The sequence below is a fragment of the Robertkochia solimangrovi genome (genome assembly GCF_007279655.1).
Lineage (GTDB): Bacteria > Bacteroidota > Bacteroidia > Flavobacteriales > Flavobacteriaceae > Robertkochia > Robertkochia solimangrovi.
In genome coordinates this window covers 563,211-576,460 of sequence record NZ_QKWN01000001.1, presented here as the reverse complement: position 1 = coordinate 576,460, position 13,250 = coordinate 563,211, and the positions used below count along the sequence as shown (strand labels likewise).

13 protein-coding genes are annotated in these 13,250 nt (G+C 43.0%); 5 read left to right on the top strand and 8 right to left on the bottom strand.

The window, feature by feature from the left end:
* Positions 1-28 precede the first annotated feature (28 nt).
* Positions 29-784 (top strand): enoyl-CoA hydratase/isomerase family protein, encoded by a 756-nt coding sequence (locus DMZ48_RS02460; protein WP_143953507.1) that lies wholly within the window; start codon positions 29-31, stop codon positions 782-784.
* Here DMZ48_RS02460 and DMZ48_RS02455 read toward each other — a convergent pair.
* Positions 774-1,136: a hypothetical protein gene (locus tag DMZ48_RS02455; protein WP_143953506.1), complete on the bottom strand. Its 363-nt coding sequence runs from the start codon at positions 1,134-1,136 to the stop codon at positions 774-776. The two genes, DMZ48_RS02460 and DMZ48_RS02455, sit on opposite strands and share 11 nt — an antisense overlap.
* A gap of 338 nt (positions 1,137-1,474) precedes the next feature.
* Between DMZ48_RS02455 and DMZ48_RS02450 the strand changes: the two genes are divergently transcribed.
* Positions 1,475-2,188, top strand: a complete 714-nt coding sequence (locus DMZ48_RS02450; protein WP_143953505.1) for a hypothetical protein — start codon at positions 1,475-1,477, stop codon at positions 2,186-2,188.
* A 1-nt stretch (position 2,189) separates the two neighbouring features.
* Here the strand turns inward: DMZ48_RS02450 and DMZ48_RS02445 are convergent, their stop codons facing one another.
* Positions 2,190-2,840, bottom strand: coding sequence for a 2OG-Fe(II) oxygenase (locus tag DMZ48_RS02445; protein WP_143953504.1), 651 nt, complete (start codon positions 2,838-2,840; stop codon positions 2,190-2,192).
* Positions 2,841-3,049: 209 nt separating this feature from the next.
* On the opposite strand from DMZ48_RS02445, the gene DMZ48_RS02440 reads away from it, so the two are divergent.
* Positions 3,050-3,808 carry a UDP-2,3-diacylglucosamine diphosphatase gene (locus tag DMZ48_RS02440; RefSeq protein WP_143953503.1) on the top strand — a complete coding sequence of 253 codons (759 nt, stop codon included), beginning with the start codon at positions 3,050-3,052 and terminating at the stop codon, positions 3,806-3,808.
* A 279-nt stretch (positions 3,809-4,087) separates the two neighbouring features.
* Here DMZ48_RS02440 and DMZ48_RS02435 read toward each other — a convergent pair whose 3' ends face one another.
* From DMZ48_RS02435 to DMZ48_RS02410, 6 genes are all read right to left on the bottom strand, one after another.
* Positions 4,088-4,540, bottom strand: coding sequence for a 6-pyruvoyl trahydropterin synthase family protein (locus DMZ48_RS02435; protein ID WP_143953502.1), 453 nt, complete (start codon positions 4,538-4,540; stop codon positions 4,088-4,090).
* Positions 4,541-4,723: 183 nt separating this feature from the next.
* Positions 4,724-6,844, bottom strand: coding sequence for a glycoside hydrolase family 97 protein (locus DMZ48_RS02430; protein WP_143953501.1), 2,121 nt, complete (start codon positions 6,842-6,844; stop codon positions 4,724-4,726).
* Between the two features lie 46 nt (positions 6,845-6,890).
* The gene (gene recJ / locus DMZ48_RS02425) at positions 6,891-8,585 is read right to left on the bottom strand and encodes a single-stranded-DNA-specific exonuclease RecJ (RefSeq protein WP_143953500.1); all 1,695 of its coding nucleotides are present in this window, start codon (positions 8,583-8,585) and stop codon (positions 6,891-6,893) included.
* 46 nt (positions 8,586-8,631) lie between these two features.
* Positions 8,632-9,051 carry an OsmC family protein gene (locus tag DMZ48_RS02420; RefSeq protein WP_143953499.1) on the bottom strand — a complete coding sequence of 140 codons (420 nt, stop codon included), beginning with the start codon at positions 9,049-9,051 and terminating at the stop codon, positions 8,632-8,634.
* Positions 9,052-9,441: 390 nt separating this feature from the next.
* Complete coding sequence (gene alr, locus DMZ48_RS02415) at positions 9,442-10,566, bottom strand: alanine racemase (protein WP_143953498.1); 1,125 nt, start codon at positions 10,564-10,566, stop codon at positions 9,442-9,444.
* Positions 10,559-11,212, bottom strand: coding sequence for a thymidine kinase (locus tag DMZ48_RS02410; RefSeq protein WP_143953497.1), 654 nt, complete (start codon positions 11,210-11,212; stop codon positions 10,559-10,561). The genes alr and DMZ48_RS02410 overlap by 8 nt, the downstream gene beginning before the upstream one ends.
* Before the next feature lie 263 nt (positions 11,213-11,475).
* Here DMZ48_RS02410 and DMZ48_RS02405 point away from each other — a divergent pair, with 263 nt between their 5' ends.
* On the top strand, positions 11,476-12,183 hold the full coding sequence (locus DMZ48_RS02405; RefSeq protein ID WP_143953496.1) for a hypothetical protein: 708 nt from the start codon (positions 11,476-11,478) through the stop codon (positions 12,181-12,183).
* Positions 12,184-12,224: 41 nt separating this feature from the next.
* Positions 12,225-12,926, top strand: a complete 702-nt coding sequence (gene rsmI, locus DMZ48_RS02400; protein WP_143953495.1) for a 16S rRNA (cytidine(1402)-2'-O)-methyltransferase — start codon at positions 12,225-12,227, stop codon at positions 12,924-12,926.
* The last annotated feature ends 324 nt before the right edge of the window (positions 12,927-13,250 follow it).

The following is a 13,250-nucleotide window of genomic DNA, read 5'->3' as shown; positions in this document are numbered from 1 at the left end:
AATTCTAAATTCTAAATTCTAAATTCCCATGAGCAACGGCAGTCTCTACACTCATATTGAAAATCGGATCGCAACCCTGGAATTCGGACACCCGGCCAGTAATTCTTTTCCGGCAGAACTCTTGAAGCGACTCGAAAAGGAGATCCATAAATGCTCGGATAATCCGGAGGTTTCAGTCATGGTACTGAAAAGCGAAGGGGAAAAAGCATTTTGTGCCGGAGCTTCCTTTGATGAATTACTGGCCGTGAGTAATGAAGCGGAAGGCAAATTATTTTTTGAAGGCTTTGCCGGTGTACTCAATGCGATGAGAGTTTGTAAGAAACCCATTATCGGAAGGGTTCAGGGGAAGACCGTTGGCGGTGGTGTCGGACTCGCAGCGGCCTGTGATTATGTAATGGCTACGGAAGCAGCTTCGATCAAACTCTCAGAACTGTCTATCGGAATCGGTCCTTTTGTAATCGCTCCGGCGGTGGAGCGAAAGATCGGAGTTTCAGGACTGGCGGAATTAAGTCTGGCACCTACTGAATGGAAAACGGCGTATTGGGCTCAGGAAAAGGGTCTATATGCAAAAGTATTTCCAACACTTACCGAAATGGATAAGGAATTGGAAATACTTTCATCAAATTTAGCTTCCTACAATCCTGATGCCCTATTGCAGATGAAAAAGATAATGTGGGTCGGCACCGAAAATTGGTCGGATTTGCTCTCCGAAAGAGCTGCGATCTCAGGAAAGCTGGTTCTCTCGGAATTTACATTAAATGCGTTGAAAAAATTTAGAAACTGATCTCTCCGGTTTCCATTGCTTTATCGTAATGAACTTTTACGCTTTTATATTTATTAAAGAATTTGTTTCCGTTCTTACGCTCAACAGTTAGTACGGTACCGTTATCGGTAGTCTGTACATCCGTTACCCTTACAGTTTCTCCATGGAGTCCGCTAAAAGTTGGAATAGCTCCCGCCTTTAACATCAGGTTGCGTTTTGGAAATTTGATATGTTGAAATTCAACAGAAGAAGGAGTGTTAATCGTTACCTCATCTCCTACAGTAACAACTGGCAAGTCCGGATTGGTATTCATAGCAAACATCGGAATTGCAAACATTGCGATAATCGCAAACATCGACACTTTTTTTACCATAATATTGCGGTTTTAATAATATCAATTAATTTCATTGCAAATATACTATGTTTCAGTATTTTGGATTATAAATTTAACACCCCCTTAATACACATTTTTACTGACAGATATTTTTTATCAGAATTTTGATCTTTTTATACAGAATTGCGTTAAATTTTGCCAATTTCAATCCATATTTCTTTAGGGAATGTTAATCAATTTGTACCCTCTGCATTATATCTTTTTATTTACGATTCAAACTGTAACCGACTATTATCGAAACCTCTGTATCAAAATACACCAGACTTCTGTCTATACAGAACAAAACCGGTCGTCTTTCTGCACGATGGTTGTTCCTATTGTTCATATCCGTATCCGGTTATGCCCAACAACGCGACAGTCTGCAGCTAAAAATGTACCGGGATGGTGACCCTTTCGATCATTTCGAAGCCGCCAATATGACCACGTCCACCCCTTCTTTTAATGTAGATGGTAAATGGTTCATCCTCGCCGCTTATGGCGATGAACTCATGATCGCCGCCAGAGGAGAAAAACCCTTTACCTATAAAGTAGGTGCCTACGAACTTAAAACGGGGGTGCTTGAATTCGATTTTAATAAAGATGCCATCGATCTTGAAGCCGTTACGGTGGTCAAAGACACTACCGGAGTTGCCGGATTTATGAATAAACATGCCAAAATACGGACCCCGGCCGAAAGAAAGGTTTATCAGGAAACCTTCGAAGGAAGGAACGCACTACAGGTCGCTACCGGGATTATCAGTGGCGCCTCGCTCGATCCGATCATCAATTTGATCAGTGGCCGCTCCAAAACACTCAAAAAAGAACTGAAGGCTGAACGCCAACTGAATACTGCCTCCATGCTTGAAGAAGATTATGGGAATTTCATTCTGGAAACCCTGCAGGTACCGGAAGATAAATTCGGACTCTTCATTTTCTATGTAGCGGAAAAGAACCGCATGTTGTATGCCAATACAGACAGGGCGCAGGTAGAACGCATGTTACGAAACTACTATATGCAATATTTAAATATGCTTATAGAAGATCAGGACTGATCTACCTTGTCTTCATCCAACCGGTAATGCTTAATCGTTCAGACGCCAGTACGGTACGAACCTCATGTTCCAGCAACTGACTTTCAAAGATCACCACACGGCCAGGCATCGGACAAATATCAGTGAAAGATTCTTTGCCGTTCTCCTCAAAGAAAATGCGCAATTCCCCTCCATTCTCCAGCTTCCAGTCATGATCGTTCAGATAACAGACCATGGACAGTTTTCGTCGGTCATCGTTCTGAAAGGTATCCAGATGCCGCTTATAGAAAGTACCTTCAGGATATAACGCATAGTGAAATTCCTTTTGAAGTATTCCCATAAAACAGGTTCGGTTCAGATAGGAAACCATATGATTGATACGATCGAAGAATCGCTTTTCAGCCGCACTGGCTTCTTGTTCATTTATCCAAAGAATAAAATCTCCGCGAATACCCGCTTTGATCTGTTCATGGAAGTGATCACCAATTGCTGATTTCTTAAATCGGTCTTCTTCATATTTCGAAAGGAGACTCGTCCTGAAAAGTGCGATCTCTTCCTCCGAAAAGAAATCATCGATGATACTATAGTGGTATTCTGAAATATCAGAAATCATCTTCTCCAGCAAAGGATCTTCCCGGAAGTCCATTTGCTCAAACAACGCTTCGGCTGTCATTAATTTTCAAAAAGTGCGCAAATATAGAATAGAAACCGGAATAATTTCAGAAAATCATTCACCTGGTAATACATTTTAAACACACCTCCTAACCACTTAAAATATACTATTTTACAACCACCTCATCTCCATCATTATGAATGGCCTCGTTAAACAGACCACCATCATTAAATCGCTTTTTACCTATATTTACACCCAAATTCAATTGAATGGAGATACCGGAAGGAAAGAAGATCTATTTTGCTTCAGACAATCACCTGGGTGCACCTACCCGTAAAGAGAGTGCGGAGAGGGAAAAAAAATTCGTTACCTGGCTCGACGAAATAAAATCGGACGCAGCTGCGATCTTTCTTTTAGGAGACCTTTTCGATTTTTGGTTCGAATATAAAACGGTTGTCCCCAAGGGATTTACCCGAACCCTGGGAAAACTTGCCGAGATCACCGATTCGGGAATTCCGGTCTACTATTTCGTCGGTAATCATGACCTTTGGATGGAAGGTTATTTCGAAGAGGAATTCAATATTCCGGTCTTTCATAAACCTCAGGAATTTGAATTTAATGGTAAGTCTTTCTTCATCGGACACGGAGACGGACTCGGTCCCGGTGACAAGGGTTATAAACGCATGAAGAAACTCTTTACCAATCCGGTGGCTAAATGGTTCTTCCGCTGGCTTCATCCCGATCTGGGGGTACGTCTGGCTCAGTATCTTTCCGTAAAGAACAAATTGATCTCAGGTGATGAGGACATCAAATTTCTGGGAGAGGAAGCGGAATGGCTCGTTCAGTATTGCAAACGTAAACTGGAAACAAAACATCGCGATTATTTCGTATTCGGACACCGCCACCTCCCTCTGGATATATCGCTGGAAAACGATTCAAGGTACATCAACCTGGGTGACTGGATCCATTATTATACCTACGGAGTCTTCGACGGTACCCAAATGGAATTACTGGAATACAAAAAATAAATTCCCAACTCGATCACCTTTTCAGTAGTACACCTACCGCACATGAATTTATTAATATCGGAAGACAACCCTTTTTGATTATTACTTCATTATAGGGTACATTTTAAATTAAGATGCAATCGATAATGGATAATTGAAAATTGAAGGGTGCTTCGCTGCTGTCTTTCCGATAACATTGTAATGAAACTAACGGCACATAATTTATCCATCGCCAAAGGTGTCCCGAGAAATCAGGAGCGGGATCGTCACTTCCGAGTGTACAAGCAAACAAAAAGGATATTACATATTATCAGAAGCATACCATTCCGCAAAGGAAGTATCCGTCTCCTGTAATTTAAGCGAATGTAGTTGAATGTTTTCAGGTAGGCGTTCGATGATCTTTCCGGAGAAATCGATCACCATATTCTCGCTGGTCGGCTGATATTCTACCAGGATTACATTATGGCCACGATCAGAAAGTTCCTTTGCAAGTTCAACATGAGGTGTGTTCTTATTGAATACGGTGGCATGGTCAAACTTATCCACGATCTCTTCCTTAACGATCCGCTTAAGATCACCAAAATCGATCACCATACCGTATTTTACATTGGAAGTATCCATAATGGGAGTCCCGATCACTGTCACTGAAAGTTTATAGCTATGCCCGTGAACATTACGACATTTCCCATCATAACCATATAAAGCATGACCGGTTTCAAAATTGAACTGCTTGGTGATACGGATCTTATCCATCGAATTAAAATTTTTCGCAAAGATAGTTAATAATACTCCCATTGCTGCAAATCGATGAATCCTTCTTTTTATATAACCGTTCAGAGTTATTGAATAAGAACCGATTGAAAATTGAGAATTGAGAATTGATTGAATTCATAGCCTATTACCCAGAGCCGGCGATGTCAGGAAGGCAGGTGATCGTTACTCCTTTTTTATACTTATCGCAGCACCTCCGCCGGGCGCCAACTTCAAATCAAGTACGGTTTCACTGTTCACTTTCTGCTGGGTGATCTTATAAGCGGTTGGATTATTATCCCAATGAGCATCTTCCGCATCGGCATAGATAATCGCTTCATAGGATTCGTCTTTATCCAGAAAATCGAGTTTTACAGATATTTCACGGGCATTCTCATCGGTGATACTTCCCATGAACCAATGCTCAGTGCCTTTTTCCTTCCTTGCGATCGTTACAAAATCTCCAGGTTCTCCATTGATGACCACCGTTTTCTGCCAATCTACTCCCACATCCCTGATAAATTCGAAAGCGGGGTTTCCTTCGTAATTCTCCGGAAGATCAGCTGCCATTTGAATCGGACTATAAATTACGACATATAAGGCAAGTTGTTGAGCCAGCGTGGTGTTGACCTGGCTCGTAGGTTTATATGGACTCAGCTTAATATTAAAGATCCCGGGAGTATAATCGATAGGTCCCGCCAGCATTCTTGTAAAAGCTACAATAGGCAGGTGCTCCGGCGGATTACCACCATCGGAAGACCAGGCATTGAATTCCTGTCCACGCAACCCTTCCCGCGATATGATATTCGGATACGTTCTTCTCAATCCGGTAGCTTTTATCGGTTCATGAGCATTTACGGCGATTTGATAATCGGCAGCTTTGAAAGCCGCATTATTATAATGATTGACCATCCATTGGCCGTGATGATATTCTCCCTTGGGAATGATTTTCCCCACATATCCAGACTTTACCGAATGAATTCCGAGCTTTTGCATGAGTGCATAGGCAGTATCTAATTGTTTCTCATAAGTTCTCGGTGCTGCTGATGTTTCATGATGCATAATGATCTGAACCCCTTTTTCTTTGGCATAGCGCACTACCTCCTCAAGATCATAATCCGGATAGGGAGTAACAAAATCGAATACCCCTTCCCGATCTTCAAAACCGATCCAATGTTCCCAACCGGTATTCCAGCCTTCCACTAATACCCCTCCAATATTATTCTTCGCGGAGAAATCGATATAATGTTTGGTATTCTCTGTCGTGGCTCCATGAGTACCGGAAGCATCTTCCATGCTGAAAGTTTGCCCTGCAACCTGTGTACGGGCAAAGTCCCAGGAAGATTTCCCCAAATGCATTTCCCACCAGATTCCGGTATACTTCATCGGAGTGAACCATGGAATATCACCCAGTTTATTGGGTTCGTTCAGGTTCACAATGAGCTTGGAATCGATGAGTTCTGTAGCCTTGTCGGCTATCTGAATGGTACGCCAGGGGGTATGAAAAGGCAAACTTCTTTTTACCTTATATCCTGTGATATCACTCCCTACCAATTCGCTTTCCAGGTTCAGTGTTTCATTATTCACCTTAAGCGTCATCCCTGCATAATCGAGCAATTCCGCTTCATGAAAACTCAGGTAATAGGGCTGTTCTCCAGGTGAACGCATAGTCACTGGTGTGTTGACCGCATTTTCCGGAATATAGGTCTGGGCCAGATCCGGATGATTCCTTTTGCTGATCGCATTGATCTCAGAAACCCGGGTAGTATTATACAAGTGTTCGTAGATATCCCAGTCTCCCGGAATCCACCATGCCGTATGATCGACGGTGAGCTGGAAGTTCGTAAGTTCATCAGTGATGATTACCTCGTTCATTTGTGCCTGTTCCGGAAATTCATACCGGAATCCGATTCCATCATCATACACCCGGAAGACGAGATTTAATTTTCTTGCATTTTCAAGGGTCTCTTCCAGATCGACCTTCAGTTCGTTATAATGGTTTCGCACCTCCGACTGTTCACCCCATGGCATTTTCCAGGCTTCATCAGTACTTCCGGAATCGATCGAAACGATACGAAAATCTCCTTTAAAAGCAGGTATATCCTTGAATTCAAATCCCAGGGATGAAGTATCGATAACGGTTGTCCCTTTATGGATTACCCGGTATTTAGGCACCCCTGAGGCATCGATAAAGAATTCAACAGTATTTATATTTCCGGGGGAGTTGATTGAGGTTTCTTTTAGTTCCTCTTGTTGAGTACAGGAAACTAGTAAGAATAACGAAATGGCAACCAAGAAAAATCGCATAATCAAAAATTTTTATACTATAAATGTAAAGATAATGTATTGTGTGTCAGAAATCTAGACGAACATCCTTTAATTTAAGCTGTAAACTCACGCGACCTTGCCATTCATTCTCATCGAGTGCGTATGCCGCTGCAAACACATTCCTGCCTGTGATATCGGGTAGCTTATCACCGAGTCCGAAACCAATGCCGTCTATAGCTGTGGATCCGTTTTGTGTAACTTTGATCTTAAGGTGTTTCCCGTCCTGACCGACTCCTTTTGCATAACCGGTATCACGTAATCCTGTGGTCATAAAAACCGGCGAAGGATTTCCGGGTCCGAAAGGGGCAAATTGTTTAAGTATCCTATAGAATTTAGGGGTGATTTCTTCAAAATCGATCACGGTATCTATAGAGAGTTCCGGGGTCAGCAAGCGTTTATCGATAGTTTCCGCTACGACTTCTTCAAACTTCTTCTTAAAAGCCTCGTATTGTTGTTCCAGCAGGGTAAGACCTGCCGCGTATTTATGTCCGCCGAATTGTTCTATAAAATCTTCGCAAGCCTGCAGTGCGTTATAGACATCGAAATCCTTTACCGATCGTGCCGAAGCGGCGAGTTTATCCCCACTTTTGGTAAAAACCAGGGTTGGCCGGTAATAGGTTTCCGTAAGCCTGGAAGCGACAATCCCGATGACTCCTTTATGCCAGAGTTCATTATAGACCACCGTCGTATAGCGCTCTTCCTCACTTTTTTCACGGATCTGTTCCAAAGCTTCCAGTGTGATCTTTTCATCGAGATCCTTTCGGTCAGCATTGTATTGCTCAATTTCAGCAGCGAACTGCATTGCCTGATCAAGATCCTGCTCTATCATCAGGTTGACCGCGTGTAAACCATGTTTCATCCTACCGGCAGCATTGATTCTCGGAGCGATGATAAAAACCACATCAGTCATCGTGAATTCCCGTTGCATCTGATTGGTCAGGGCTTTGATACCCGGTCTTGGAGACGAATTGATTATTCGGAGTCCGTACCATGCCAATACGCGGTTCTCCCCGGTAATGGGAACGATATCGGCAGCGATTGCGGTAGCGACCAGATCGAGATAGGGCATAAGGTCTTCAATACCCAGTCCTAATTTCCCGCCTAATCCCTGTACGATCTTAAAGGCAACGCCACAACCACATAGTTCATCATATGGATAATTACAATCCTCGCGTTTCGGATCCAGAACGGCAACCGCATCCGGAAGTTGATCTCCCGGCCGGTGATGGTCTCCAATTATAAAGTCGATCCCTTTTTCTTTGGCATAGGCCACTTTATCGATAGCCTTGATCCCGCAATCCAGGGCGATGATCAGAGAAATATCATTATCGGCGGCAAAATCGATCCCCTGAATGGAAACGCCATATCCTTCTTCATAACGATCGGGAATATAACAGGCAACATTGGGATAGATACTACTCAGGAATGAATATAAAAGTGATACCGCAGTAGTACCGTCGACATCATAATCTCCGAATACCAGAATATTCTCCTCATTACGAATCGCCTCTTCGATACGCACTATGGCTTTATCCATATCTTTCATGAGAAATGGGTCGTGTAACTGATCGAGCGAAGGCCTGAAGAAACGACGTGCTTCCTCAAAGGTCGTTATTCCCCTTTGCACCAAAAGCCTGGACACAAGCTCCCCTGCACCGAGTTCGGCATTGAGCGTATCGACAAGGTTTTGATCGGGAACAGGTTTAACAGTCCATCGCATAGCACTTCGGTTATCGATTAATGAGGTGTTTAGAGAATGACCTGATTTATGAGTGATGGAACTGTACAGCAATATCCATCTCGGCGAATTTGCGAAACATTTCCATGACCCCACAATAAGTATTTACCGAAAGGTCAACAGCACGCTGTAACTTATTCTCATTCAATTGTGAACCATAAAAATGGTATTCTACTCTTACCTTATGATAATATTTTGGATGCTCATCGGTGAGCTCAGCAATGATCTCGATCTTGAAATTATCGACTTCGAGTTTCATCTTTTTGATGAGGGATGCAACATCCAGCCCGGAACATCCGGCGAGAGATGACAGCATCAACGCCTTAGGCCTGAGTCCGTTTCCTTCTCCTCCGTCATCCGGCCCAGCATCGATATAGAGTTCACCGGCGGGATTGGTAGAATGAAATCGCATGTTCTTTTCCCAGGTAGTCGTTACTTTGTTTGTCATAGAATCCGAATTTTACCCCACAAAAATACGCAATCTTTTTCAGTGGTATCTCCAGTTCTGATTATGAAAAAAGGATTTAAAAAGGAAAGTTAAAGATCAGGGCAACGAGCGAATTCACTCGGTATATGAATTCGCTCAGGTTTATTTCCGAACAATACCTATAAAGGCTCCCCCCGCCGGAGATAAACACGCGAAACATTTAATAACGTCTCCTCCTCCCTGATACATAAGCTATGCCAACGGCATGACTCCGCGCTAAAATAACGGTTAGCTAAATAGCTAACAATACCCCATTTGGGGTATTTTACAATAAGGAACTGGCATTGGAGAAGTTAAAGGTTTAAGTACGCTTGTGCACAAAAAAGTGACGAAACTCCCTTACGCAGGGTATTATGGCGAAGTTGTTTCATTTATCAAAACACGTTTTACGCGTTGAGATATCGCAGTCAGTAGTTCGTAGCTGATTGTGCCGGCTCTTTCCGCAAACTCTGCTGCGGTTGGACTTTCTCCAAATATGATGACTTCATCACCTTCCGAACACGGAATATCTGTGATATCGACCATCAGCATATCCATACAGACATTTCCAATGATAGGAGCTTTCTTCCCATGAATACTCAGTTCGCCCTTTCGGTTTCCGTAGATTCGGGTAATGCCGTCGGCATGCCCAACCGGAATGGTGGCAGTTCTTCGGTAACTGTCGGCGATAAATGATCGGTTGTACCCTACACTTTCACCGGGTTCAATATCATGTATCTGAGAAATAACACTTTTAAGACTTACAACAGGTTTTAGTTCCTGATCATATTTCGCTTCGTTACCGAATCCGTAAAGTCCGATACCACTTCTTACCATATCGAATTCTGCCTCATGGGTATAATTGAGAATACCTGAGGTATTCAGCTGATGTAACAAAGGTTTATAGCCGAGTTTTTTGATCAGACGTGCAGCCGTATTTTTAAAACTGTTTATTTGTCCGAGAGTGAATTCTCTTTCATTCTTATCTTCAGATGCCGCCAAATGCGAGAAGATGGAACGAATCTTAAGTTCAGGAGCATGCTCCAGTTCTTCCGTAATCAGGTCAGTGTCATTCTCCCAGAATCCGAGTCGGTTTAATCCGGTATTGATCTTGATATGCACGGGATACTCACTGCAATGTAATTTTCTGGCAGACCTGATGAATTCATTGAGCACATATTTATTATATAAGCTAGGCTCAAGGTTATACCGAATGATATCTTCGAAATGTGCCGGCAAGGGATGCAGTACCAGTATCGGCCTGGTAATACCTGCTTCTCTGAGAGTGATTCCTTCGGAGGTATAGGCAACGGCGAAATAGTCGGTTCCCAGTGCTTCCAGTCTCTTGGCCACTCCCTGAACTTCACTTCCGTAGGCATAGGCTTTAACCACCGAAAGAAAACGGGTTTCGGAATTGAGTTTCGATCGGAGGTATTTGTAATTATGTTCCAGTGCTCCAAGATCGATCTCGAGCACGGTTTCCCTGGCCTTATTCATCGTTGTGTTTCGTCTGGTCCTTGGTTGAAACCTCTTTGGGTTCATTGACTTCCATCTTGTTCACCTTTTCTCTTAACATGGCTTTGTAAAAAGCTGCACGGCTCAGTGGCTCATATTCTTCCGTTTCTCCCAGCATTACGAGCTTCTCGTTATTCGATTTTCTGAAGCTATAATTAGCGAGGTTTCCGGTACGGGTACAAACCGCATGAACTTTGGTTACATATTCTGCGGTGGCCATCAAAGCCGGCATGGGACCAAAGGGATTCCCTTTAAAATCCATGTCGAGTCCTGCAACGATCACGCGAATCCCTTTATTGGCGAGGTCATTACAAACCGAAATAATTTCATCATCGAAGAATTGTGCTTCATCGATTCCGATCACATCGCATCCGTCTGCCAGAAGTCGGATATTAGCCGCTGCAGGTACTGGTGTGGATCGGATCTCATTGGAGTCGTGCGATACCACCATCTCATCATCATAGCGAATATCGATGGCCGGTTTGAAGATCTCAACTTTTTGTCTTGCAAACTGTGCACGTCTCAAACGGCGGATCAATTCCTCGGTCTTTCCCGAGAACATCGAACCACATATTACTTCAATCCACCCAAACTGCTCTTTATGATTTACCGTATTTTCGAGAAACATGCTTTTTCGGCCTGTGTAACAATTAATTAAATCTTCCGTTATGAATTTAACAAACTTAAGCAATAAATTCTGGTCGGTGTAAATGAATTCCGAATTAAATTACACCATGGAAATAACGGATTTGGAACTAAGGAGAGTTCCCCGTATTTTCACATCTTTAATCTCAGGAACTTTACCTGTTTAAAGATTATTTTTTATCTTATATCTCGTTTTAGGACCAAAAAATTGCTCCGGAAAGTGACCGGACTTAAATAAAAGTAATCATGAGAAAGAAACTTGAAGCAGATCTGAAGCGACTGGCACAGAAAATTGTGCAAATGGATGGCACCGATGATCTTGCCCAAATGCAACTTGAAGCCAGAAAGCTTTACGAGAACCTCACACTTCTTAAATTCGTGGAAGGTCAGTTTGGAGAGCTGATCATGCCTTCCGCTCCGGAAAAAAGTGAAGTTGGGGAACGTTTTGAAGAGTTGGCGAATTCCGTACTGAGCGGAAACAGTGATATCCCGGAGAATAATCCGCATGAGGATAACCTGATCACTCCGGTGATGGATACCATTAAAGATATGATCAGTGAAATGCCGGAAGAAGAAGCAGAAGAATCACTGGATGATATTTTGGCTGATTTTACAACAGAGCCCACCTTTGTTAAACGTGACATGGATACGGTAACCCCTGATATGACTTCTCTTTCCGGAAATAACGTTGCAGAGAAGATACGTTCCCTGAACGATCGGTTAAATCCGGGTCTTCATATCGGACTCAATGATAAGATCGCTTTCATCAAGCATCTGTTCGACGGAAATGCCGATGATTATACCCGTGTGATCTCGCAGATCAATACGATGGAGGATTATTCCGAAGCGGATGCATTCATTCGTGATATGGTACGCCCTGACCATAATGGCTGGGAAGGCAAAGAAGATTATGAGGTGCGCTTCATGCAGATCGTAGAAAAGAAGTTTTCCTAAAAATCTTTCGCCCCGCTGTCGGATGATATTATTTTTGCAGCATGTCTAAATTATTTGTCGTACCCACACCCATCGGAAACTTAGAAGATATCACCCTCAGAGCGATCCGTATCCTGAAGGAAGCCGATCTGATCTTAGCAGAAGATACGCGCAACAGCGGAAAGTTGCTAAAACATCTGGAGATATCTACTCCGATGCAGAGTCATCATATGCATAACGAACATCGAACGGTGGAGCAGATCGTCAGAAGAATCCAGGAAGGTACCACCGTTGCCCTGATTAGTGATGCGGGTACTCCTGCTATTTCTGATCCCGGCTTTCTGTTGGTTCGCGCATGTGTGGAAGCGGGTGTTGATGTAGAGTGCCTTCCGGGTGCCACGGCATTTGTGCCTGCCCTGGTGAACAGCGGACTCCCCAATGATCGATTTCTCTTTGAAGGATTTCTTCCCGTCAAAAAAGGGAGGCAAACGCGGCTTACTGAGCTTGCTGATGAGGCTAGGACAATGATTTTTTATGAATCTCCCCACAAACTGTTGAAGACCCTGGAAAACTTTATCACTTATTTCGGATCTGAACGACCGGTGAGCGTTTCCCGTGAACTGTCCAAATTACATGAAGAAACCGTCAGAGGAAGTCTTCAGGAAGTGTTGGATCACTTCACTCACCACGCTCCCAGAGGTGAATTTGTGGTAGTTATCGGCGGAAAACCCGCGGTTAAAAAGGAAAAAAATAATTTCCTATAAATTAACCTGACAGAATGCCAAACGGAAACTTATTCCGCCATTGCCGAAGGTGTCCCGAGAAATCTGGAGCAGTATCATCACTTCCCTATGCATCAGCAGATAAAATTTTACCTATCTTTATACCATCCCAGAATAGGGATCCAAAACGAAATAAAATTATTCAAGATATTTTCTGAGCGTCAGAACATCCGCTACACGAAATGTTTAACTAAACCACCCCGAAAAGGTGGTTCTTTTTTTAATATAAGTAACAGCCTGTAACTTTTACAGGAACCAGTAACCGAGCATAATAACCCCAATAATTTAAGTTTGACATTCATCAAT

Excerpts from the sequence above, each read along its gene's own strand:
- DMZ48_RS02460 (WP_143953507.1), top strand. The coding sequence starts at position 29 with ATGAGCAACGGCAGTCTCTACACTCATATTGAAAATCGGATCGCAACC.
- DMZ48_RS02455 (WP_143953506.1), bottom strand. The coding sequence starts at position 1,136 with ATGGTAAAAAAAGTGTCGATGTTTGCGATTATCGCAATGTTTGCAATT.
- DMZ48_RS02445 (WP_143953504.1), bottom strand. The coding sequence starts at position 2,840 with ATGACAGCCGAAGCGTTGTTTGAGCAAATGGACTTCCGGGAAGATCCT.
- DMZ48_RS02440 (WP_143953503.1), top strand. The coding sequence starts at position 3,050 with ATGGAGATACCGGAAGGAAAGAAGATCTATTTTGCTTCAGACAATCAC.
- DMZ48_RS02435 (WP_143953502.1), bottom strand. The coding sequence starts at position 4,540 with ATGGATAAGATCCGTATCACCAAGCAGTTCAATTTTGAAACCGGTCAT.
- DMZ48_RS02430 (WP_143953501.1), bottom strand. The coding sequence starts at position 6,844 with ATGCGATTTTTCTTGGTTGCCATTTCGTTATTCTTACTAGTTTCCTGT.
- recJ (WP_143953500.1), bottom strand. The coding sequence starts at position 8,585 with ATGCGATGGACTGTTAAACCTGTTCCCGATCAAAACCTTGTCGATACG.
- DMZ48_RS02420 (WP_143953499.1), bottom strand. The coding sequence starts at position 9,051 with ATGACAAACAAAGTAACGACTACCTGGGAAAAGAACATGCGATTTCAT.
- alr (WP_143953498.1), bottom strand. The coding sequence starts at position 10,566 with ATGAATAAGGCCAGGGAAACCGTGCTCGAGATCGATCTTGGAGCACTG.
- DMZ48_RS02410 (WP_143953497.1), bottom strand. The coding sequence starts at position 11,212 with ATGTTTCTCGAAAATACGGTAAATCATAAAGAGCAGTTTGGGTGGATT.
- DMZ48_RS02405 (WP_143953496.1), top strand. The coding sequence starts at position 11,476 with ATGAGAAAGAAACTTGAAGCAGATCTGAAGCGACTGGCACAGAAAATT.
- rsmI (WP_143953495.1), top strand. The coding sequence starts at position 12,225 with ATGTCTAAATTATTTGTCGTACCCACACCCATCGGAAACTTAGAAGAT.